Below are 22986 nucleotides of genomic sequence, written 5' to 3' on the forward strand. Positions count from 1 at the left end.
GGCAGGCTCAGCATGTCTTTTTCACGTAGAAACTTCCTGATCGCCACCGGTGTGGCCGCGGCCTCCACGACTGTGCTGAGCGCGTGCAGCAGCAGCGACAACTCGACCGACAAGAACATCCCGTCGGTGAGCAAGGCCAAGACCATGAACATCCCGGTCGGCACCAAGGCCGACTCGGCCGGTCCGGCCGCCGAGGTTCCGGGCGCGGTCAAGGGCGGGACGCTGTACTCCCTCGACCAGTTCGACATGGACCACCTGGACCCGGCGCAGGTCTACGTCGCGACCGAGGGTGCGATCACCCGCCCGATCCTGCGCGGTCTGACCGGCTACAAGGTGGACGAGAAGGGCGCCGCCACGCTCGTCGGCGACGTCGCCACGGACGCCGGCACCATGAAGAACGGCGGCAAGACCTGGTCGTTCACCATCAAGGACGGCATCAAGTGGGAGGACGGCTCCGCCCTCTCCATGGACGACGTCCGCCACACCTTCGAGCGCCTCTTCGCGTCCTTCGTGACCGAGGGCCCGCGCTACGTGCAGCAGTGGCTGGTCGGCGGCGACAAGTACAAGGGCCCGTACGACGGCAAGCACCTCGACTCGGTCGAGGTCTCCGGCAACACGGTCACCTTCAACCTGACCGAAGCCCGCACGGACTTCAACTTCACGCTCGCCATGCCGGGCTACGGCCTGGTGAACAAGAAGAAGGACACCAAGGAGAAGTACGACAAGCAGCCGTTCGCGCTCGGTCCCTACCGGATCGGCAACCGTGACATCGGCAAGTCGCTGACGTACGTGCGCAACGAGCACTGGGACGCGAAGACGGACCCGATCCGCAACGCGTACCCGGACAAGTACGTCTTCCAGTTCGGCTTCGAGCTCGTCGCCTCCACCGACCGCTACATCGCGGACAAGGGCAACGACCAGTACGCGATGTCGATCTTCAACGAGGTCGCGCCCGAGCGCATCGCGCAGGTCATGACCAACGCCACGCTGAAGAAGCGCGTGCTGACCCAGGTCGACACGGTCACCTACTACTGGCCGATCAACATGACCCGGATCAAGGACCTCAAGGTCCGCCAGGCCATCAACTACGCGTGGCCGCACCAGCAGCTGCAGACGATCCGCGGCGGCGCGTCCAGCAGCGAGCTCGCCACCACGATCCTCAGCCCGGTCACCCCCGGCTACGCGAAGTTCGACCTCTACGGCACGGACAAGAAGCCCGGTGGCGACACGGACAAGGCGAAGGCCCTGCTGAAGGAGGCCGGCAAGGTCGGCCAGAAGCTGGTCATCGCCTACCAGTCCTCGGACGCCTCGGTCAAGAGCGCCGTGGCCATCAAGAACGCGCTGGAGGCGGCCGGCTTCCAGGTCGTCAACAAGCAGGTCGACAAGTCGACCTTCTACACCCAGATCGGCAAGGTCGACAACACCTTCGACCTGTTCGCGGCCGGCTGGAGCCCGGACTGGCCGAACGGCTACTCCGTGTTCTACCCCTGCTGGGACGGCAAGAACATCGGTGACGGCCGCAGCAACTACGCCCAGCTCAACGACCCGGGCGTCAACAAGGCGATCGACGCCGCGGCGAAGATCACGGACGTCACCCAGGCCAACAAGGCATGGGGCGAGGTCGACCGCCAGGTCATGGAGCTGGCCGCGGTGGTCCCGGACTACCACTCCATCCGCAACTGGATGCACGGCTCCAAGGTCGGCGGCGTCATCTACGACCCGGGCAACACCTGCGTCATGCTCACCAAGCTGTACGCGATGAAGTAACCGTGTAGTACCCACCGGGGGGCGGCCACGATCTGGCCGCCCCCCCCTACGGCCCACCCCCCTATCCCGGCGACGGCGCCCCGTCCGGAAAGTCACGCCCCATGCTCCGCTTCCTTGTCCGCCGAACCCTCGGCGCACTGGTCATCCTGCTGGTCATCAGCGCCGTCACCTTTTGGCTCTTCTACGCCATTCCGCGTGACCCCGCCATGATGTCGTGCGGCAAGAACTGCACGCCCGACATGCTCAAGCAGGTCCGGCACAACCTGGGCATCGACCATCCGGTCCCGGTCCAGTACTGGTACTGGCTGAAGGGCATCTTCGCCGGCCGCAGCTACGGCGACTTCGGCAACTGCCCCGCGCCCTGCCTCGGTTACTCCTTCGCCAACCGCCAGCCCGTCCTCGGCACCATCCTGGACCGGCTGCCGCTGACGCTGTCGCTGGCCTTCGGCTCGGCCGTCGTCTTCATCATCTTCGGTGTCGGCGCGGGCATGATCGCCGCCGTCAAGCAGGGCAAGTGGCAGGACAAGGTCGCCAGCTCCGGCTCGCTGATCGCCTCCTCCCTCCAGATCTACTTCGTCGGCTACATCGCGATGTACCTCCTGGTGGCGCAGCTCGGCATCCTCGACAACCCGTCGTACACCCCCATCACCGACAACCCGGCCGAGTGGGCCTCCGGCCTGCTGCTGCCGTGGCTGGTGCTGGCGCTGATCTGGACCGCCAACTACACGCGTATGTCGCGCTCCCAGCTGGTGGAGACGCTGAGCGAGGACTACGTGCGCACGGCGCGCGCCAAGGGCCTGTCCCGGCGCACGGTCTTCTTCCGGTTCGCCTGGCGCGGTGCGATGGGCCCGATCGTCACCATCTTCGGTATCGACCTCGCCACGCTCATCGGCGGCGCGATCATCACCGAGTCCGTCTTCAGCCTCCAGGGCGTGGGCCGGCTCGCGCTGGACGCCGTCAACAAGAGCGACCTGCCCATGGTCCTGGGCGTGACCCTCCTGTCGGCCGGCGCGATCGTGATCTTCAACATCATCGTGGACGCCGTCTACGCCCTTATCGACCCGCGGATCCGGCTCGCCTGACCTCCGCCCCATTCCCGACCCCTCGCATCACCCCCAGGAGCGTCCCCGTGACGAGCACCGATCAGCAGCCGTTCCTCTCGATCAAGGACCTAAAGGTCCACTTCTCGACCGAGGACGGCGTCGTCAAGGCCGTCGACGGTCTCAGCTTCGACCTGGCCAAGGGTCAGACGCTCGGCATCGTCGGCGAGTCGGGCTCCGGCAAGTCGGTCACCAACCTGACCATCCTCGGCCTGCACGACCCGGCCCGTACGTCGATCGAGGGCGAGATCCTCCTCGACGGCAAGGAGCTGCTCACCGCCTCCGAGCGGGAGATGGAGCGGCTGCGCGGCAACAAGATGTCCATGATCTTCCAGGACGCGCTGGCCTCGCTGTCGCCGTACCACACGGTCGGCATCCAGATCGCCGAGACCTACCGCAAGCACACCGGCTGCGGCAAGGCCGAGGCCCGCAAGCGCGCCATCGAGATGCTGCGCCGGGTCGGGATCCCGCAGCCGGACATGCGGGTGGACGACTACCCGCACCAGTTCTCCGGCGGCATGCGCCAGCGCGCGATGATCGCCATGGCGCTGGTCTGCGACCCCGAGCTGCTGATCGCCGACGAGCCGACCACGGCCCTCGACGTGACGGTGCAGGCGCAGATCATGGACCTGCTCAAGGACCTCCAGCAGGAGTTCGGCACCGCGATCATCTTCATCACCCACGACCTGGGTGTGATCGCCGACATCGCCGACGACGTGCTGGTGATGTACGGCGGCCGCTGCGTGGAGCGCGGTACCAAGCAGGAGGTCCTGAGGGACCCCCAGCACCCCTACACGCTGGGCCTGCTGAACTCGATGCCGAGCCTGCACGGTCCGGTCGACGTGCCGCTGACGCCGATCCCGGGTGCGCCGCCGTCGCTGCTCAACCCGCCGTCCGGCTGCCGCTTCCACCCGCGCTGCGCCTTCACCGAGAAGGTCTCGGGCGGCAAGTGCTCAAGCGAGCGCCCTCTGCTGGAGATCGTGGACGGCCGGGGTTCGGCCTGCCACCTCACGGCCGAGCAGAAGCAGGAACTCTTCGCCGACTTCGCCGCGACCCGGCACAACTGACGGACGCAGACGGGACTTCACGATCATGAGCAACACGAACCCCCTCCTGGACGTCTCCGGGCTGACGAAGCACTTCCCCATCAAGGGCGGCTTCCCGATCCGGCGGACCGTCGGCGCGGTGCAGGCCGTGGACGGGCTGGACTTCCAGGTCTCCGCGGGCGAGAGCCTGGGCCTCGTCGGCGAGTCGGGCTGCGGCAAGTCGACCACGGGCCGGCTGATCACCCGGCTCATGGAGCCGACCGCGGGCACCATCAAGTACCAGGGCCAGGACATCACCCACGCGGGCCGCAAGCAGCTGGCGCCGATCCGGTCCGAGATCCAGATGATCTTCCAGGACCCGTACGCCTCGCTGAACCCGCGACAGACGGTCGGCAAGATCATCGCGGGCCCGATGGAGATCAACGACGTCAACCCGGCGGGCGGCCGCGAGAAGCGCGTGCGCGAGCTGCTGGAGATCGTGGGTCTGAACCCCGAGCACTTCAACCGCTTCCCGCACGAGTTCTCCGGCGGCCAGCGCCAGCGCATCGGCGTCGCCCGCGCGCTGGCCCTGGAGCCGAAGCTGATCGTGGCGGACGAGCCGGTCTCGGCGCTGGACGTCTCGATCCAGGCGCAGGTCGTCAACCTGCTCCAGAAGGTCCAGCAGGAGCTGGGCATCGCGTTCGTCTTCATCGCCCACGACCTCGCGATCGTGCGGCACTTCTCGCAGCGGGTCGCGGTGATGTACCTCGGCAAGATCATGGAGATCGCCGACCGCGAGGACCTGTACGACAACCCGCGTCACCCCTACACCCGGGCGCTGCTGTCCGCGGTGCCCGAGGCGACGGTGGACGAGGAGCCGCGCGAGCGCATCCGCCTGGTCGGCGACGTGCCCTCGCCGATCAACCCGCCGTCCGGCTGCCGGTTCCGCACCCGCTGCTGGAAGGCGACGGAGAAGTGCGCGACGGAGGCCCCGCCGCTGGTCCAGGTCGAGGGCAACAAGCCCGGCCACCTCACGGCGTGCCACTACCCCGAGACGCGGGAGACCGTCCCGGCTCCGCGCCTCTCCAAGGACCCCGAGGCAGCGGCCTGACACACCCCTTTTCCGTCCGCCGCTCCCTCGCCGGAACGGACTTCACCGGCCCATTGACCCGAGCCACCTGAAACGTCCGCTCCACGGGAAATGAAGGCCCGCGTCTCCCCAAGACGCGGGCCTTCGCCGTACCCGGCCTCCCGCGGCCCTCAGCGGCCCTACCCGGCCCCCGCCTTCAGCCCGCCACCACCTCCGCCTCGAACCCGTCCGCGTCCTCCAGGTAGAGCGCGTAGTGCCCAAGACCGCCGGCGTAGGGGTGCCGCTCGGGGAACAGCGGCGTCCAGCCGTGCGCGGGCGCCTCCTGCGCGAGCGCGTCGACGGCCGACCTCCCCCGGGCCCGGAAGGCCAGATGGTTGAGCCCCGGCCGCATCCGGTCGTGCGCGGCACCGGGCCGCAGCGCGGGCGACCGCTCGACCACGAGATAGGTCTCCCCCAGCCGCCAGCTCCGCCCCGCGGGCCATTCCTGGTACGGCTCCCACCCGAGGGAGCCCAGCAGCCACCCCCAGGAGGCGACCGACCGGTCCAGATCCGGTACCCACAGCTCGACGTGATGCAGCACGCCTCAACTCCCCTCCAGCGCACGGCACATCGCCCGCCATCGAGGTGTGCCGTTCAGAAACGTATGGCACACTGCCGCGGTGGTGGATCACTCGTTCGCTGATCTCTCGCTCGCCGCGCTGTACGACAGCCTCAACCCCTGGGGCCCTGGCGACGATTACTATCTGGGGCTCGTGCGACGGGCGGGTGATGTCCTCGATGTCGGCTGCGGTACCGGGCAGTTGCTGCGCAGGGCGCGGGCCGAGGGGCACCGGGGGCGGCTGATGGGGCTGGATCCGGCCGCCGCCATGCTCGTCCACGCCCGCGCGGCCCGGCCGGACGTCGAGTGGGTGCTCGGGGACACCCGGGTGCGCCGCTGGGACCGGGAGTTCGACCTCGTCGTGATGACCGGGCACGCCTTCCAGGCACTCGTCGGGGACGAGGAGATCCGCGGCTGCCTGCGGGCCGTGCGCGCGGCCCTGCGCCCCGGCGGGCGGTTCGTGTTCGAGGTCAGGAACCCGGCCGCACGGCCGTGGGAGCGCTGGACGCCCGACCGGGCGCACGAGACCGTCGCCGCCGACGGCACCCCCGTACGGGTCACGCACCAGGTGCTGGACGGCCCGCGGGGCGGCCGGGTGCGGTTCACGGAGACGTACGACAGCGACCGCTGGCCCGCCCCCGCGTCAGCCACAGCGTGCTGCGCTTCCTCGAACCGGACGCCCTCGCCGGCTTCCTGTCGGCGGCGGGGCTCGCGGTCGTGGAGCAGTACGGCGACTGGGACGGCCGGCCGCCGGCGCCCGCCGCCCCCGAGATCATCACCGTGGCGTCGCCCGCCGCCTGAGCACCAGGACCAGACGGCGGGCCGAGCCGGGGATCAGGCGGCGCGCGTCACACCCGCCCCTCCCCCTCGCCGGACGTCCCCTCCTCCAGCGCCGCCAGCGCCGGGTCCAGCACGATGTCCTCCTCGCGCCCCTCGATCGTCGGCTCCTCCGGGAAGTGGCACGCCGTCAGGTGCCCCTCGTGGTTGCCGGCGATCCGCACCAGCGGCGGCTCCTTGGTCGCGCACGTGTCCTGGGCCTTCCAGCAGCGGGTGCGGAAGCGGCAGCCGGAGGGCGGGGAGATGGGCGAGGGCACGTCACCGGCGAGGCGGATGCGCTCGCGGCGGCCCGTCCCCTCGTCCGTGAGGTCGACCTCGGGGACCGCGGACAGCAGGGCGTGGGTGTAGGGGTGCCGGGGCCGGGTGTAGATGGAGTCGCGGTCGCCCACCTCGATGATCTTGCCGAGGTACATCACCGCGACCCGCTGCGAGAAGTGCCGTACCACCGCGAGGTCGTGGGCGATGAAGAGGAACGCGATGCCCAGGTCGTTCTGCACCTGCTGGAGCAGATTGACCACCTGGGCCTGGATGGAGACGTCCAGCGCGGAGACCGGCTCGTCGGCCACGATCAGCTTCGGCTCCAGGGCCAGCGCCCGGGCCACGCCGATGCGCTGGCGCTGGCCGCCGGAGAACTCGTGCGGGAAGCGGTTGTAGTGCTCGGGGTTGAGCCCGACGATCTCCAGGAGTTCGCGCACCCGCTTCTCCCGGCCGCCCGGCGGGTTGAGGCCGTTGATCTCCATCGGCCCGGAGATGATGGTGCCGACCGTCTGCCGCGGGTTCAGCGACGAGTACGGGTCCTGGAAGATCATCTGGATCTCGGAGCGGATCGGCGCCAGCTGCCCCCGCGAGGCATGGCTGATGTCCCGGCCGCGATAGGTGACGGTGCCGGCGGTCGGCTCCATGAGCCGGGTGATCAGCCGGCCGGTGGTGGACTTGCCGCAGCCCGACTCGCCGACGAGCCCGAAGCTCTCACCGGCGTGCACGGTCAGATCGATGCCGTCGACGGCCTGCACCTGCCCGATGGTGCGGCGGATCGGGAAGCCGCCCTTGACCGGGAAGTGCTTGGTCAGTCCCGCGACCTCCAGCAGCCGCTCCCCGTCCGTACCGGGGCCCTGCGCGCGCTGGGCCGGGAGGACCAGGTCCTCTTTCATGACAGTGTCCTCCCTAGCCCAGGCGGGGCTTGATCTCCTCGATGAAGATGGTGCGCTTCTGGTCCGCGGTCAGATGGCAGGCGGACGCCCGGTCGGTGGCGAGCGGCGGGCGTTCGGTCGTACAGCGGCCCGCTCCCGCCACCCGGTCCCGGAAGGCGCAGCGTGGATGGAAACGGCAGCCGGACGGCGGGTTGAGCAGAGAGGGCGGAGTGCCCGGGATCGGGGACAGCCGCGCGCCGGTGTCGGAGTCCAGGCGCGGCATGGAGTTCAGCAGGCCCCAGGTGTACGGGTGCCGGGGCGAGCGCAGCACCTGTTCGGTGGTGCCCCGCTCGACCGCGCCGCCCGCGTACATCACCATGATGTCGTCGGCCATGTCGGCGATCACCCCCAAGTCGTGGGTGATGAAGATGATGCCCGATCCGAACTCCTGTTGCAGGTCCTTCAACAGGTCGAGAATCTGCGCCTGCACGGTCACGTCGAGCGCGGTGGTCGGTTCGTCCGCGATGAGCAGGTCGGGATCGCAGACCAGGGCCATGGCGATCATGGCGCGCTGGCGCATGCCGCCGGAGAACTGGTGCGGGTAGTCCTTGGCCCGCTGCCGGGGTGGGGGATGCCGACCTTGCCGAGCATCTCGACGGCGCGTTCCCAGGCGTCCTTCTTGGCGGCGCCGTTGTGCTTCATGTACGGCTCGGCGATCTGCCGGCCGACGGTGTAGTACGGGGAGAGCGCGGTGAGCGAGTCCTGGAAGATCATGGCGACCTTGTTGCCGCGCAGGGTCTCCAGTTCCTGCTCGCGGGCGGTGGTCAGCTCCTGCCCGTCCAGCAGGATCTCGCCCTCGACGGTGGTGAACATCGGGTTGTGCAGGCCGAGGACGGTCAGGTTCGTCACCGACTTGCCCGAGCCGGACTCGCCCACGATGCCGAGCGTCCTGCCCCGCTCCAGGTCGAAGGAGAGCCGGTCCACGGCCCGTACGACGCCGTCCTCGGTCTTGAAGCTGACATGCAGGTCCCGCACGGACAGGAGAGGGGTGCTCATGGATGTCTCTCCTCTAGGCCAGCCGCACGCGCGGATCGATGAAGGCGTAGGTGGCGTCGACGACGATGTTGAAGACGAGGATCATGGTGGCGGCGAAGAGCATCACTCCGAGCAGCAGCGGCAGATCGCTGAAGAACACGGACTGCACGGCGAGTTGGCCGAGGCCCGGCAGTCCGAAGGTGTACTCGGTGATGATGGCGCCGCCGAGCAGGGAGCCGAGGTCGATGCCGAAGATGGTGACGATCGGGATCAGCGAGCCGCGCCAGGCGTAGCGGAAGAAGACGTAGCGCCGGGACATGCCCTTGGCACGGGCGGTGCGTACGTGTTCCTCCTGGAGCTGCTCGATCATCGCGGAGCGCGCCATACGGGTGTACTGCGCGGCGAAGATCGTGGACAGCACCACCCAGGGGATGATCAGCCCGGTGAACCAGCTCAGCGGGTCGCCGGTGAAGTCGTTGTAGGCCGGTTTGTCGAACCAGTGGGTCTGGTAGACGAGGATCGCGAGGGCGAGCGGGCCGAGGAAGTAGATCTGGAGCGAGCTGATCACCATGGCCCCGGCGGTGGCCGTCTTGTCGACCAGCGTGCCGCGCCGCCAGGCCGCGAGCAGGCCGGTGCCGAGGCCGACGATCAGGAAGCAGACGGCCGCGCCCAGGGTGAGCGAGACGGTGGTGGGCAGCCGGTCCATCAGGGTCGACCAGACCGGGTCGTTGGTGTGGTACGAGTAGCCGAAACAGGGTGCGGGGCAGGGCCCTTGGGCGAACTGGCTGCTGCCCGCGACGAGGTTGTGCAGGAAGATCCAGTACTGCTCGGTGAGGGGCTTGTCCAGGCCGAGCACATGGTGGATGTTCGCGATGCTGTCCGGGTTGCAGGTCTTGCCGCACATCAGCAGCGCCGGGTCCCGGGGCACCCCGAAGAACAGCACGAACGTGACGATGCTCAGCAGGAACAGGATGACGACGGCACCGATGATCCGGCGGACGAGGAAGCGCAGCATGAGGGGGCAGCTCTCAGACGTCGGCGGTCCGGGCGGTGCCCGGCGCGCCCGCGGGTGAGGCGCGCCGGGCACCGGCGGGAGACGGTTACTTGATGTAGAGGCGACGCGGGTCGACGCCGCCGATCACGTCGTCGTAGACGAGGCCGCCGACCTTGGAGCCGGCGATCTGGGTCGCCTTGTAGTAGGCGGTCGGGACCTCGTTGACCACCTTGGTCAGCAGGTACTTGTCGAGCTTCTCCCACTCGGCCGCGGACTTGACCGGGTCGGTGATGGTGTTGATGCGGTCGATCTCGCTGTTCACGTGCGGGTCGTTGATCTGCGAGTAGTTCGCCGCGCCGTCGGCGATCTGCCGCCCGTCGTACAGCGGGGGCATCACCGTGGAGGCGGACGGCCAGTCGGCGCCCCAGGCGGTGTGGAAGATGTCGTAGGGGTTGTTCAGCTTGGAGACCTGGTCGTAGAAGGTCTCGGAGGGGATCTCCTGGCGCTGGACGTCGAATCCGGCCTTCTTCAGGCCGGCCGCCATGGCGGTGGAGTACTGCTGGCCCTCCTGGGTGTTGATGTAGCCGAAGGTCAGCTTCATGCCGAGCTTGCCCGCCGCCTTGAGCAGGGCGTGTGCCTTGGCGGGGTCGCCCGCGGGGTTCTTCTTCTTGCCGTAGGGGTCGAAGGCGGGGTCGTAGCCGCTGACGGTCGGGCCGATGAGCCCGCCGGCGACCTCCATGGCGTCGGTGCCGCCGTAGGCGCGGATGAAGGGGGTGACCGGCAGGGCGTAGGCGATGGCCTCGCGGACCCGGATGTCCTTCATCTCGGGCTTGCTCATGTTGATGTTCATCTGGCCCACGTACGGCTGGTAGCCGGAGACCACGCGGGACTTGAGCTTCGGGTCGCTCAGCACCTGGGACAGGTTGCCGGCGTCCACCGAGTTGCTGAAGCTGATGCCCGTCCGGTCGGCGCCGCTGTCGGCGAGCAGCGCCTTGGTGGACGCCTCGAACTGCTGGTTGAAGGTGATGTTGAACCGGTCCACGTACTGGTGGCGGATCGGGTCCGTCTTCGGGTCCCAGTCGGGGTTCTTGACCAGCACCATCGACTTGCCGGACTTGAACGACTGGATCTTGTACGGACCGGTGGTGACCGGGTTCTTGTCGTACTTCTCCTTGGTGTCGCCCTGGGCGGAGACGACGGAGTAGCCCGCCATGGCCAGCGTGTACGGCAGGTCCGGGTGGGGCGTCTTGAAGTGGAAGACGACGGTCTTGGCGTCCGGCGTGGACAGGACGCTGTCCGGCAGGTGCTTGCCCTTGTAGGGGCCGTCGGGCAGCAGCTTGCGGTAGTCGGTGCCGCTGGTGTTCGCGAGCCACTGCTGGAGGTAGCTCGGGCCCGTGGTGATGAAGGGGGCGAAGAGCCGCTCGACGGACTGCCGGACGTCCTTGGAGGTGATCGGGGTGCCGTCGGCGAACTTGATGCCGTCCTTGAGCGTGTACTTCCAGGTCTTGCCGCCGTCGGTGGTGGTGCCGGAGTCGGTGGCGAGGTCGCCGACCACTTCGTGCCGCTTGCCGTCGTCGCTGGTCGACTTGTAGCCGGTGAGGCCCCGGTCGAGCAGCTGGGCGACCGTCATCTCGTTGTAGACGTAGACCTGTGCCGGGTCCAGGTGCGCGTAGCTGTCGCGTTCGAGCACCTCCATGCTGCCGCCGCTCCTGGCGCCGGGTACCGGGGCCGCGGGCCCGGTGGAGTCGGCCGCGTCGCCGAACTTGATGGACGCCTGCTGGCGTTGCGCGTTCTGCCGGTCCTGTTTCTTGTTGTCGCCCGCGTCGCTGCCGCCCTTGCTGCAACCGGTGAGCACGAGAGCTCCGGCCGCGAGCATGGAGAGTGCGCCGTACGCGTGGCGTCCGCCCCTACTCGTCACGAGGATTCCCACCCATCTGTGTGTCACCGGCGCGTTTCATCCGACACCGGCATGAAAAGGACTCTGCGAGGTGCGAGGAATGCTGAAGTGCCTTGCTGTGCACAGGAGGTGCCGGACGGGCCCGTCTCCCGCCGGCCGCCGCGGTACGGGTCAGCGCGCGGTCTTCGGATCGAAGGCGTCGCGGACCGAGTCGCCGAGCAGATTGAAGGCGACCACGAAGATGATCATCGAGACGCCCGGGAAGAACATGTAGGTGATGTCGTTCTGCATCACGAGTTCGGTGGACGCCTTGGAGAACATCTGCCCCCAGTCCGGCGTCGGTTCGACGATGCCCACGCCCAGGTACGACAGACCGGCCTCGGCGGTCACGAAGTTGGGCAGCAGATACGTCGACTGCACCAGCAGCGGGGTGACGATGTTCGGCAGGATCTCCTTGCGGATGATCCGCCACGGCGAGGCCCCGCTGACCTTGGCCGCCTCGATGAACTCCCGCTCGCGCAGGGCGAGCGCGGTGCCGCGCAGGATGCGGCCGAGGCCCATCCAGCCCAGGAACCACTGGACGATGATCAGCGCGACCACGCGGACGTAGGTCGGCGTCTCGTCGCGCGGGCTGACGAACAGGGAGACCACGACCGGCATGCTCGCGATGAAGAACAGCTGCGCGGGGAAGGCGAGCAGGAAGTCGATGACCCGGCCGATGAAGTAGTCGGTCCGGCCGCCGAGGTAGCCGGCCGTGACGCCGAGCAGGATGCCGGTGACCACGACCGCGACGGTGACGGCGACCGAGATCATCAGCGAGGTGCGGATGCCGTAGACGAGCTTGGTGAAGACGTCGTAGCCGTTGCCGGGTTCGAGCCCGAACCAGAACTGGCCGCTGATGCCTCCGTTGGGATGCAGCGGCACCCCGGCGCTGTCGAAGAGGTCCGGGCGTTCGTCCGCGTAGACCGTGTACGGGTTCTTGCCGTACAGCTTCGAGATCAGCGGTGCGAGCAGCCCGACCAGGAAGAAGAAGCCCACCACGTAGGCCGATATCACTCCGGTGCGGTCACGCTTGAAGCGCGTCCACATCAGCCGGCCCGGGGACCGGCCCGTCAGCGTGATCTCACCCGTCGCCTTCGGCCCTGGTCCGCCGGAGACGACCGCGGTTCCGCCGCCCCCCATGTCGATAGGACTTGTCACGGTTCGTCCGTTTCACAGGTATGGGTGTGAATGGTGCCCGGGTACTCCGAGAACGCGCGAACCCACAGGCGGACGCGCGTAGTTCCAGAACCTGGTCACACCACGGAAAGCGAAGAACCGATCCGCCTGTTGCTTACGACACCGCACATGGATGTTCCTCCTCACGACTGCACGCGTTCACCGACAGGAGGGGGTTCTGGCCTCGCCTCCGACACCCCTGACGGAGGCTCAGGCACCCCTTGGTGCTCGTGAGTCGACGCAGCTGTCCCCACAGCGCGTGACCCATTGACCCGAGCGCTACGCGGCTAACTATCTGACATGGTCGGAACCACCGACCACTGCCCGTAGATCTCGATTCAGTCACAGCTGCCGCCCAGACCTTTTAAAATCTGGACAAAGCGTCTGCCCGAAGAAGGCGCGAAACGGACTTGTTACATGGGTATCGGGCAGCGATCTCCGCATGTCGGACATACGCCACGGAAAAACGGGTTGCAAAAAACCCGGGTCCCCCATCGCGGGGGGACCCGGGTTCAAGTGGCCCTGGATCAGCCGTGCTTGGCGCGGCTCGCGGCGCGGGCGCGCTCACGCTGGTCGAGGTTGACCTTGCGGATGCGAACGGCCTCCGGGGTCACCTCGACGCACTCGTCGTCGCGGCAGAACTCCAGCGACTGCTCCAGCGACAGCTTGCGCGGCGGGACGATCGCCTCGAACGAGTCGGCCGACGAGGACCGCATGTTCGTGAGCTTCTTCTCCTTGGTGATGTTCACGTCCATGTCGTCGGCGCGCGAGTTCTCACCGACGATCATGCCCTCGTACACCTCGGTGCCCGGGTCCACGAAGAGCACGCCGCGCTCCTGGAGGTTCGTCATCGCGAACGCGGTGACGGCGCCGGAGCGGTCGGCCACCAGCGAACCGTTGTTACGGGTCGTCAGGGTGCCGAACCAGGGCTCGTGGCCCTCGTGGATGGAGTGGCCGATGCCGGTACCGCGGGTCTGGGTCAGGAACTCGGTACGGAAGCCGATCAGACCGCGCGAGGGGACCACGAACTCCATGCGCACCCAGCCGGAGCCGTGGTTCGACATGTTGTCCATGCGGCCCTTGCGGACGCCCATGAGCTGGGTGACGGCACCCATGTGCTCCTCGGGCACGTCGATCGTCATGCGCTCGACCGGCTCGTGCACCTTGCCGTCGATCTCCCGGGTGACGACCTGGGGCTTGCCGACGGTCAGCTCGTAGCCCTCGCGGCGCATCTGCTCGACCAGGATGGCCAGCGCCAGCTCACCGCGGCCCTGCACCTCCCAGGCGTCGGGGCGCTCGGTGTCCAGGACGCGCAGCGAGACGTTACCGATCAGCTCGCGGTCGAGGCGGTCCTTGACCTGGCGGGCGGTGACCTTGCGGTCCTTGACGGCCGCCTTCGCCTCGGCGCCCTTGCCGGTGCCGCCGCGGCCGACCAGCGGGGAGGTGTTGGTGCCGATGACCATGGAGATGGCCGGCTCGTCCACCGTGATCAGCGGCAGCGCGATCGGGTTCTCCGGGTCGGCCAGGGTCTCGCCGATCATGATGTCCGGGATACCGGCGACGGCGCAGATGTCACCGGGGCCGGCCACCTCGGCGGGCTTGCGGGTGAGCGCCTCGGTCATCATCAGCTCGGTGATGCGCACATTGCCGATCGAGCCGTCGCGCTTGATCCAGGCCACGGTCTGGCCCTTGCGCAGCTCGCCCTGCTCGACGCGGAGCAGCGCGATACGGCCGAGGAAGTTGTCGGCGTCGAGGTTGGTGACGTGGGCCTGGAGCGGCGCGTCGTCCTCGTACGTCGGGGCCGGGATGTGGTCCAGGATCGTGGAGAAGAACGGCTCCAGGCTGTCGCTGTCGGCCGGGACGGTGCCGTCCTCGGGCTTGGTCAGCGAGGCGACGCCGTCACGGCCGCAGGCGTAGACGATCGGGAACTCGATCTGCTCCTCGTCCGCGTCCAGGTCGAGGAAGAGGTCGTACGTCTCGTTGACGACCTCGTCGATGCGGGCGTCCGGGCGGTCCGTCTTGTTGATGCACAGGATGACGGGCAGCCGCTGCTGGAGCGCCTTGCGCAGCACGAACCGGGTCTGCGGCAGCGGGCCCTCGGAGGCGTCCACCAACAGCACCACGCCGTCGACCATCGACAGACCGCGCTCGACCTCGCCGCCGAAGTCGGCGTGGCCGGGGGTGTCGATGATGTTGATGGTGATGACCTCCCCGCCGTCCTTGGGGTGGTACTTCACCGCCGTGTTCTTGGCGAGGATCGTGATGCCCTTCTCACGCTCCAGGTCGTTCGAGTCCATGACCCGGTCGTCGACCGAGTCGAGCTGGTGGGCGGCGAACGCGCCGGCCTGCTTCAGCATGCCGTCGACGATGGTGGTCTTGCCGTGGTCGACGTGGGCGACGATGGCGACGTTGCGGATGTCGTGGCGCGTGGCCATAGTGCGGCGTACTCCCGAAGTGGTGAGAAGACCCTGCTGCGTACGTCCGTGACGCGGGCCTGCCGGGCTTGACACGCCACGGCCTCACCCCATGGTACGTGGCCCTGGGCCGGGCGGCCTCCGCAGGGCCTTCGGGCCCCTCAGCCCTGGGACGGGCTCGCCGAGACGCGGGCCCCCTTCTTCAGGAATCCCATGTCCTCGTACACCGGTGTCTGGAACCCGAAGGCACCCGCGTTGACCAGGTCCTTCCGTGCCCCGACCAGCTGCGGGCGCTGGTAGAGCGGGATCGATCCCGCGGCGGCCCAGATGTGGCTGTCGGCCTGCCGGATCAGGGACTTCGCCTCGCCCTCGTCCAGCGTCGTCGCCGCCTGCTCGAAGAGCTGGTCGACCTGGTCGGTGCCGACCCGGGTGTAGTTCTGCTCGACGTTCACCGAGCCGTCCGCGCCGGGCAGCGGCTTGGCGTAGATCGGCCGGGCGTCCGTCGCGGGGAAGGCGGAGGACGGCCAGGAGTACAGCGCGAGATCGAAGTCACCGGCGGCGATGTGGTCCTTGAAGTAGCTCTCGTCGGACACCTTGGTGATCGTCGTCACGATCCCGAGCCGGTCCAGCATCGCGGAGATCCGGTCGGCGACGGTGTTCAGCGTGTCCGAGCCGGGCCCGGACGGCAGCACGAAGCGCAGCGTGAGCGCCTTTCCGTCCTTGGCGAGCGGCCCGGCCTTGACCCCGGCCGGCGCCGCCGTGCCCTTGGGGGCGTAGGCGCCCGCCGCGCCCCCGTGCCGGCCCGACTCGGCGAGGTGCTTGCCGCCGGCGTCGCCCTTGTTGTCCTCGCCGACGACGTACTCGCCGTCGTGGCCGCCGTCCGACTTCTCCTCCCGGCCGCTCTCGGGCCCGGCCGCCTTCGGCGCCTTCCGCTCCTCCTTGACCGGCCCGCCGGCCACCCAGCCGGCGTCCGTGAGCAGCGCCTGCGCCGCCTTGGTGTCCTGCGCGCCGAGCGCCCCGCTGTCGTCGGCGTAGGCGAGCTGCCCGGACAGCGCGAGATGGCTGCCGACGGGTACGGCGGGCAGGCCCAGCGGGGTGAGCACCAGGCGGGCGATCTCCTTGCGGTCCAGGGCGCGCGCGATGGCCCGGCGGACCCGCTCGTCGGTGAGCGGCCCGGAGGCGCCGTTGAGGGCGAGCTGGGTGTAGGCGGGCTCCAGGGACTTGCGGACGCCGTAGGACTTCAGGGCCGTCTGCTGGTCCAGGTACGCGCCGATGGCCCGGGCCAGCTCGGTGCGGCCCGCCCTGACGTCGGCGGAGTCGAGGCCGTGGGCGCGCGCCCAGGAGCGCAGCGTCGACAGGGACGCCTTCCCGCCGCCCCGGAGCGGGGAGGAGCCGCCCTTGCCGCTCGCGGCGAGCCCGATCCGCTCGGCGTCGGCCGGGTCGAGGTCGGCGAGATCCGCGCTGCCGTCGGCGAGCGCGCCGACCCGCTTGTCGTGGGGCACGGTGTGCAGCACGATCTGGTTCAGCTTGGCCGGCCTGCCCCACCAGCGGGGATTGCGGGTGAGGACGATGTCCTGGGCGATGGTGTCGACCTTGTCCACCTTGAAGGGGCCCGCGCTGATGGCCAGCTTGCGGCGGGCGCCGTCGTTGAAGGCGTCCGGGGTGCCCATGACGTCCTTCGGGTACAGCGGCGAGAACAGCGACTTCCAGTCGGCGTAGGGGCGGGAGAAGGTGACCCGGACCTGGAGGTCGTTGGCGCCGCGCTCGATCTTCTCGATGCGGTCGTACCCGGCGTTGCGCGCGGTCCAGTAGGCGCTGTCCTTGCCGGACAGGGCCCGCCACTGGGCGACGAAGTCGGCGGCGCCGATCTCCCGGCCGTCGCTCCACACGGCCTGCTGGTTCAGCTTGTACAGCACCACCTGGCGCGGCTCGGTCTCGATGACCTTGGCGGACTCCAGATAGGCGGGATTGACGACCGGCCGGCCGGTGGCGTCCATCCGGAACATGGCGGGCAGCGTGGCCTGGGCGACGCGGGTGGTCCCGGTGTCGGCGTCGGCCTGGTAGGTGTTCAGCGTCTCCGGAAGGTCGTCCACGGCCCATTTCAGGGTGCCGCCGTCGGCCACCTGGCTGCGGGCGACCAGATCGATGTCCTGGGCGGCGAGGGGCTTGGCCACGTCGTCGTCCGAGCCGCAACCGGCGAGCAGAGGTACCGCGAGGGCGCCCGCGGTCAGGAAGGCGGCCGAGCGCAGGACCGCGCGCAGGCCGACGCCGTGGTGGGACATCTCTGCTACCTCCGGGAAGCCGCGAGCGATATGATCACGTTTGGCGGTATTTGGAGCTGATCAGATCTATGCGGCTACTGAAGAGGAAAGGATCCGCCGACCACGAGCGACACGGCGGCGAGGGCCGGCAAGCCCACCCGTGCGGCGCAAACACGCCGGGACGAGCCCCCGGGAGCCGGTCCGATCGACGCAGATCCCTTCCCACGCGAGGTGTGACGCGCGACACTCTCAGGCGCATGAGCAACGCAGCCCGGGACCCGCAGCCTCCGCGGAAGTGAGGGCACACCCATGTCCGTGCACGACGAACTGACCACGGTCCAGCGCAGCCTCGACGAACTGCGGCGGTCGCTGAGCCGGCTGGAGCGGCAGCTCGGCGGCGGCCCGGAGATGCGCCGGGCCCGGCTGGACGCCGACCATCTGCGCGCGAGCGTGGCGCTGCTGCGCCAGACGGCCGCGGCCCAGGGCCCGGCCACCGGACCCGACCTCGTCACCATCTCCGACACGCCGTACGACATCAGCCTGTGGACGGACTCGGACGACGAGGGCCTGGGCGCCCGCGACCGGCACGCCCCCTGATACGCCCCTGTTCCCCGAGCCGAGCGGAGCGCTGTCTTGGCCACTGGTACGGAACACCGACACAACGGCGGCGGCGTGCGTGCCCCCGGGCGCGCCGCGATCACCGCCGCCCACCTGCGGACCGACCGCTGGTGGCTTGCGCCCGCCGGCACGGCGGCCGGGCTGCTGGCCTTCGTCGTCTACTCGACCTGGCGGGCCTTCGCCAACGCCGACTACTACGCGTCGCCGTACGTCTCGCCGTTCTACTCCCCCTGCCTGGCGCACGACTGCCGGTCCATGCCCGGCGGCCCCAACGCGGACCTCTTCGGGAGCTGGTGGGGCATCTCCCCCGCCGTCCTCATCCTGGTCTTCCCGCTGGGCTTCCGGCTGACCTGCTACTACTACCGCAAGGCGTACTACCGCGGCTTCTGGGCCTCCCCGCCCGCCTGCGCGGTCGCCGAGCCGCACCGGACGTACTCCGGCGAGACCCGCTTCCCGCTGATCCTCCAGAACCTCCACCGCTACTTCTTCTACGCGGCCCTGCTCGTCGCGGGCGTGCTGACCTACGACACCGCCCTGACCTTCCGCGACGCGCACCACCACTGGGGCCACATGGGCCTGGGCTCCCTGATCTTCCTGGCCAACATCGCGCTGATCTGGTCGTACACCCTCTCCTGCCACTCCTGCCGGCACATCGTCGGCGGCCAGCTCAGGCACTTCTCCCGGCACCCGGTGCGCTACCGGGCCTGGCGGCTGGTGGGGCGGCTCAACGCCCGGCACATGCAGCTGGCGTGGGCGTCGCTGCTCGGGGTGGCGGTCGCCGACTTCTACGTCTGTCTGCTCGCGTCCGGTGTCTTCGACGATCCGAGGTTCTTCTGATGCCCGTGGTGGACCGCCAGGAGTGGGACGTCGTCGTGGTCGGGGCCGGGGGCGCCGGGCTGCGGGCCGCGATCGAGGCGCGGGAGCGGGGCGCGCGTACGGCGGTGATCTGCAAGTCTTTGTTCGGCAAGGCGCACACGGTGATGGCCGAGGGCGGCATCGCGGCGGCGATGGCCAACGCCAACGAGCACGACACCTGGCAGACGCACTTCCGCGACACCCTGCGCGGCGGCAAGTTCCTCAACCAGTGGCGGATGGCCGAGCTGCACGCCCGGGAGGCGCCGCAGCGGGTGTGGGAACTGGAGACCTGGGGCGCGCTGTTCGACCGCACGAAGGACGGCCGGATCTCCCAGCGCAACTTCGGCGGCCATGAGTACCCGCGCCTCGCCCATGTCGGCGACCGCACCGGCCTCGAACTGATCCGCACCCTCCAGCAGCGGATCGTCGCCTTGCAGCAGGCGGACCACGCGCGGACCGGGGACTACGAGTCGGACCTGAGGGTCTTCCAGGAATGCACCGTCACCCGGGTGCTGAAGGACGGCTCGCGCGTCTGCGGGGTCTTCGCCTACGACCGCGAGAGCGGCCGCTTCTTCGTGCTGCGGGCGCCCGCCGTGGTCCTCGCGACCGGCGGCATCGGCAAGTCCTTCAAGGTGACGTCCAACTCCTGGGAGTACACCGGCGACGGCCACGCGCTGGCGCTGCTCGCCGGGGCGCCGCTGCTGAACATGGAGTTCGTGCAGTTCCACCCGACGGGCATGGTCTGGCCGCCGTCGGTCAAGGGCATCCTCGTCACCGAGTCGGTGCGCGGCGACGGCGGAGTGCTGCGCAACAGCGAGGGCAAGCGGTTCATGTTCGACTACGTGCCGGACGTGTTCAAGGAGAAGTACGCCGAGTCGGAGCGGGAGGCCGACGGCTGGTACGACGATCCCGAGCACCATCGCCGCCCGCCCGAGCTGCTCCCCCGCGACGAGGTCGCCCGTGCCATCAACGCCGAGGTGAAGGCGGGCCGGGGCTCCCCGCACGGCGGGGTCTTCCTGGACGTCTCCACGCGGATGCCGGCGGAGGTGATCCGGCGCCGGCTGCCGTCCATGTACCACCAGTTCAAGGAGCTGGCGGACGTCGACATCACGGCCGAGCCGATGGAGGTCGGGCCGACCTGCCACTACGTGATGGGCGGGGTCGCCGTCGACTCCGACACGGCGGCGGCCCGCGGGGTGCCGGGGCTGTACGCGGCCGGCGAGGTGGCGGGCGGCATGCACGGCTCCAACCGGCTCGGCGGCAACTCCCTCTCCGACCTGCTGGTGTTCGGGCGGCGCGCGGGATGGCACGCGGCCGAGTACGCGCACTCGCTCGGGGAGGACCGGCCGCGGGTGGACGACGGCCAGATCGGCGCGGCCTCGGCGGAGGCGCTGCGCCCCTTCTCCCTCGGGGCCGGGGGCGGAACGGACATACAGGGTAAGGCCGTTGAGGGGAGCGGCCCGGAGAACCCGTACACCCTGCACCAGGAACTCCAGCAGACCATGAACGACCTGGTCGGCATCATCCGCCGGGCGGGCGAGATGGAGCAGGCCCTGACCCGGCTCGCGGAGCTGCGCGAGCGCGCGGGCCGGGCCGGCGTCGAGGGGCACCGGCAGTTCAATCCCGGCTGGCACCTCGCCCTGGACCTGCGGAACATGCTGCTGGTCAGCGAGTGCGTGGCACGGGCGGCGCGGGAGCGCACGGAGTCGCGCGGCGGCCACACCCGGGAGGACTGCCCGGCGATGGAACGGCAGTGGCGCAACGTCAACCTGCTCTGCGCGCTCGCCGATCCGGCGGCCGGCCGGGTCCGCCTGACCCGCGAGACCACTCCCCCGATCCGCCCCGATCTGCTCGCCCTGTTCGAGAAGGAGGAGCTGGCCAAGTACCTCACCGACGAGGAACTGGAAGGGGAGTTGCCCGGATGAGCGGCTACGAGGCCCGCTTCAGGGTGTGGCGGGGCGATGAACAGGGCGGCGAGCTGCGGGACTTCACGGTCGAGGTCAACGAGGGCGAGGTGGTCCTCGACATCGTCCACCGGCTCCAGGCGACCCAGGCCCCGGATCTCGCGGTGCGCTGGAACTGCAAGGCGGGCAAGTGCGGTTCGTGCTCGGCGGAGATCAACGGCCGGCCCCGGCTGATGTGCATGACCCGGATGTCGGTGTTCGACCGCGCGGAGACCGTCACGATCACCCCGCTGCGCGCCTTCCCGGTGATCCGCGACCTGGTGACGGACGTGGGCTTCAACTACGAGAAGGCACGCGAGATACCGGCGTTCGTACCGCCCGCGGAGCTGGCCCCCGGCGAGTACCGGATGTTCCAGCAGGACGTGGACCGCTCGCAGGAGTTCCGCACGTGCATCGAGTGCTTCCTGTGCCAGGACACCTGCCACGCGGTGCGCGACCACGAGGAGAACAAAAGGGCGTTCGCGGGCCCGCGCTTCCTGATGCGGGTCGCGGAACTGGACATGCACCCGCTGGACGCGGCCGAGCGCTCCGGCCTCGACCGGGCACGCACCGCCCAGGACGAACACGGCCTCGGCTACTGCAACATCACCAAGTGCTGCACCGAGGTCTGCCCGGAGGGCATCCGGATCACGGACAACGCCCTGATCCCGCTGAAGGAACGGGCCGTCGACCGCAAGTACGACCCGCTGGTGTGGCTGGGCTCGAAGATCAGGAGACGTTCCTCCTAGGGTCTTTCGTTTGGATCAGGCCGGATCAGGGAGCGGGGTCTGGTGCCGTGCGTCGCAAGGCGGAGGAGGGCGACATGGCGGAGCCATGGCAACCGACGACAACGCCGCGAGGCGCGGTGCCAGGGCCCGCGAGCCCGGCAAGATCCAAACGAGAGGCCCTAGCCGTCGCCGCTCACCGCGCCCACCCCTGCCGGTACGCCCGCCAGTCCGCGTCCGTGGCGGCGAAGTCGACGTACAGGGCGACGCCGAAGCGGGCGCGGCGGGCGTCGGTGCGGGACAGTCCGAGGCGTACGCCCCGCACCGCGGCCGGGACGGTCTCCGCGCGGGCGAAGTGCCCGAACCGGTTCTCGTGGTAGAAGGGCAGGCCCATCAGGAGCTGGGTGGACCGGGGCGTCACCTCCAGGGCGAGGCTGGTCTGCTGGGCGACGTAGCCGCCGTACAGGCTCGGCAGCGGCTGCATGGTGTCGTACGACATCACGGCGATCTGGTCCACCCGGCGGGCCACCTGCCCGAAGTACGCCTGCGACCACCACTTGGGGTGGCCGGTGGTCGCGCCCCAGAAGGAGTGGAAGCCCGGCAGCGGGTCGATCTGGTGGGCGGCGACGGAGAGCAGCGCGTGGTGGGCGCGGGTGAGGGCGTGCAGGTCGTCGAGGAGGGCCAGGTAGTCGCGGTCGCCGGAGTGCATCGGCTCCAGGTCGAAGTGGGCGCCCTGGAAGCCGGCGGCGAGTATCCGCCGGGTGGAGGCGAGGATCGCGGTCCGGGTCGCCGGGCGCTCCAGGTGCAGCCCCGTGGGCCCCTCGCTCGCGACCACGTCCCCGAGCCACGCCTGCACCCGGACGCCGGGCAGCTCCCGGTGCAGGGCGGCGATCAGCCGGGGCGCCTCGGGGTGGTCGGCGTCGGGCAGCGTCCCGTCGTCCTCCAGCGGCCCGGAGTGCACGTACAGGTCCTTGATCCCGGTCCCTCTCAACCGTCGCGCCAGCGCCTCCACATCCGCCTCCGTCTTCCGCCCGTCCACCCAGGCGTGCCCCAGCCAGAGCGCGTCCTGGCCGCGGGTGCGGGTGCCGGGGGCGGGTTCACCGGAGTAGTCGACGCGGAGGGCGCCCTCGGCGGTGAGGAGGGCGAGGAGCAGAAGGAGAAGGGCGAGGGAGAGGGCGGTGAGGGCGCGGCGCAGGAGACGGCGGGGGCGGCGGGGTCGGGGGGCGGCGGGGGGTGCGGGATCGGGGGCGGGGGTGGGCGCCGGGTTGTTTTCGGGTGCCGGGCCGGTGGCGGGCGTCGGCTCGGGGGTGGTGGCCTTCGCGGGGTCGGCGTCGTCGCCCGGAGCCGGTTCCGTCCCCCGGTCCTCCGGCCCCGGCCCGTTGCCCGGCCCGGTCTCCGTGTCCATTCCGTCCCCCTGTCCGCCTGGTCCCCCACCCGTCTCCGCCCCGCTCGCGGTGCGGCCTACTCCCCCATACGCTC

Annotated in this window: 17 protein-coding genes and 2 pseudogenes; 10 read left to right on the top strand and 9 right to left on the bottom strand. The window is 69.7% G+C overall.

What is annotated here, in order from left to right:
- Positions 1 to 12: 12 nt before the first annotated feature.
- The 4 genes from GHR20_RS13130 to GHR20_RS13145 all read left to right on the top strand — a co-directional run bounded on the left by GHR20_RS13130 (position 13) and on the right by GHR20_RS13145 (position 5003).
- Positions 13 to 1767 (top strand): ABC transporter substrate-binding protein, encoded by a 1755-nt coding sequence (locus GHR20_RS13130; protein WP_153813263.1) that lies wholly within the window; start codon positions 13 to 15, stop codon positions 1765 to 1767.
- 101 nt (positions 1768 to 1868) lie between these two features.
- Positions 1869 to 2849 carry an ABC transporter permease gene (locus tag GHR20_RS13135; RefSeq protein WP_111586751.1) on the top strand — a complete coding sequence of 327 codons (981 nt, stop codon included), beginning with the start codon at positions 1869 to 1871 and terminating at the stop codon, positions 2847 to 2849.
- A 47-nt stretch (positions 2850 to 2896) separates the two neighbouring features.
- Positions 2897 to 3934 carry an ABC transporter ATP-binding protein gene (locus tag GHR20_RS13140; RefSeq protein WP_111586752.1) on the top strand — a complete coding sequence of 346 codons (1038 nt, stop codon included), beginning with the start codon at positions 2897 to 2899 and terminating at the stop codon, positions 3932 to 3934.
- A 25-nt stretch (positions 3935 to 3959) separates the two neighbouring features.
- A complete protein-coding gene (locus GHR20_RS13145) occupies positions 3960 to 5003 on the top strand; it encodes a dipeptide ABC transporter ATP-binding protein (RefSeq protein ID WP_111586753.1) in 1044 nt (347 codons plus the stop codon).
- A 175-nt stretch (positions 5004 to 5178) separates the two neighbouring features.
- Here the strand turns inward: GHR20_RS13145 and GHR20_RS13150 are convergent, their stop codons facing one another.
- Positions 5179 to 5562 carry a VOC family protein gene (locus GHR20_RS13150; RefSeq protein WP_153813264.1) on the bottom strand — a complete coding sequence of 128 codons (384 nt, stop codon included), beginning with the start codon at positions 5560 to 5562 and terminating at the stop codon, positions 5179 to 5181.
- 172 nt (positions 5563 to 5734) lie between these two features.
- Here GHR20_RS13150 and GHR20_RS38340 point away from each other — a divergent pair.
- Both GHR20_RS38340 and GHR20_RS38345 read left to right on the top strand, forming a co-directional pair.
- Positions 5735 to 6031: pseudogene (locus tag GHR20_RS38340) on the top strand (class I SAM-dependent methyltransferase); the annotation flags it as partial.
- Between the two features lie 203 nt (positions 6032 to 6234).
- Entirely contained in the window at positions 6235 to 6381 is a 147-nt protein-coding gene (locus tag GHR20_RS38345) for a hypothetical protein (RefSeq protein ID WP_343336003.1), read from the top strand.
- A gap of 47 nt (positions 6382 to 6428) precedes the next feature.
- Here the strand turns inward: GHR20_RS38345 and GHR20_RS13160 are convergent, their stop codons facing one another.
- From GHR20_RS13160 to GHR20_RS13190, 7 genes and pseudogenes are all read right to left on the bottom strand, one after another.
- Complete coding sequence (locus GHR20_RS13160; RefSeq protein WP_148027857.1) at positions 6429 to 7568, bottom strand: oligopeptide/dipeptide ABC transporter ATP-binding protein; 1140 nt, start codon at positions 7566 to 7568, stop codon at positions 6429 to 6431.
- A gap of 13 nt (positions 7569 to 7581) precedes the next feature.
- Positions 7582 to 8603: pseudogene (locus GHR20_RS13165) on the bottom strand (ABC transporter ATP-binding protein).
- Positions 8604 to 8616: 13 nt separating this feature from the next.
- Positions 8617 to 9597 carry an ABC transporter permease gene (locus GHR20_RS13170; protein WP_111586758.1) on the bottom strand — a complete coding sequence of 327 codons (981 nt, stop codon included), beginning with the start codon at positions 9595 to 9597 and terminating at the stop codon, positions 8617 to 8619.
- An 85-nt stretch (positions 9598 to 9682) separates the two neighbouring features.
- Positions 9683 to 11452, bottom strand: coding sequence for an ABC transporter substrate-binding protein (locus tag GHR20_RS13175; protein ID WP_153815959.1), 1770 nt, complete (start codon positions 11450 to 11452; stop codon positions 9683 to 9685).
- Positions 11453 to 11644: 192 nt separating this feature from the next.
- Positions 11645 to 12673, bottom strand: a complete 1029-nt coding sequence (locus GHR20_RS13180; protein ID WP_111586760.1) for an ABC transporter permease — start codon at positions 12671 to 12673, stop codon at positions 11645 to 11647.
- Positions 12674 to 13218: 545 nt separating this feature from the next.
- Positions 13219 to 15126, bottom strand: a complete 1908-nt coding sequence (typA, locus tag GHR20_RS13185) for a translational GTPase TypA (RefSeq protein WP_111586761.1) — start codon at positions 15124 to 15126, stop codon at positions 13219 to 13221.
- 140 nt (positions 15127 to 15266) lie between these two features.
- Positions 15267 to 17387, bottom strand: a complete 2121-nt coding sequence (locus tag GHR20_RS13190; RefSeq protein ID WP_153813265.1) for an ABC transporter family substrate-binding protein — start codon at positions 17385 to 17387, stop codon at positions 15267 to 15269.
- A 288-nt stretch (positions 17388 to 17675) separates the two neighbouring features.
- Between GHR20_RS13190 and GHR20_RS13195 the strand changes: the two genes are divergently transcribed.
- From GHR20_RS13195 to GHR20_RS13210, 4 genes are read left to right on the top strand one after another with little or no spacing between them, the layout of a single operon-like run.
- A complete protein-coding gene (locus GHR20_RS13195) occupies positions 17676 to 17963 on the top strand; it encodes a hypothetical protein (protein ID WP_111586763.1) in 288 nt (95 codons plus the stop codon).
- Between the two features lie 36 nt (positions 17964 to 17999).
- Complete coding sequence (locus tag GHR20_RS13200) at positions 18000 to 18821, top strand: hypothetical protein (protein ID WP_153813266.1); 822 nt, start codon at positions 18000 to 18002, stop codon at positions 18819 to 18821.
- Positions 18821 to 20764 carry a fumarate reductase/succinate dehydrogenase flavoprotein subunit gene (locus GHR20_RS13205; protein WP_153813267.1) on the top strand — a complete coding sequence of 648 codons (1944 nt, stop codon included), beginning with the start codon at positions 18821 to 18823 and terminating at the stop codon, positions 20762 to 20764. The genes GHR20_RS13200 and GHR20_RS13205 overlap by 1 nt, the downstream gene beginning before the upstream one ends.
- Entirely contained in the window at positions 20761 to 21531 is a 771-nt protein-coding gene (locus GHR20_RS13210) for a succinate dehydrogenase/fumarate reductase iron-sulfur subunit (protein WP_153813268.1), read from the top strand. The genes GHR20_RS13205 and GHR20_RS13210 overlap by 4 nt, the downstream gene beginning before the upstream one ends.
- A gap of 172 nt (positions 21532 to 21703) precedes the next feature.
- On the opposite strand, the gene GHR20_RS13215 is transcribed toward GHR20_RS13210, so the two are convergent.
- A complete protein-coding gene (locus GHR20_RS13215; RefSeq protein WP_153813269.1) occupies positions 21704 to 22912 on the bottom strand; it encodes a hypothetical protein in 1209 nt (402 codons plus the stop codon).
- Between the last annotated feature and the right edge of the window lie 74 nt (positions 22913 to 22986).

It is taken from the genome of Streptomyces sp. SUK 48 (assembly GCF_009650765.1).
Taxonomy (GTDB): Bacteria; Actinomycetota; Actinomycetes; order Streptomycetales; family Streptomycetaceae; genus Streptomyces.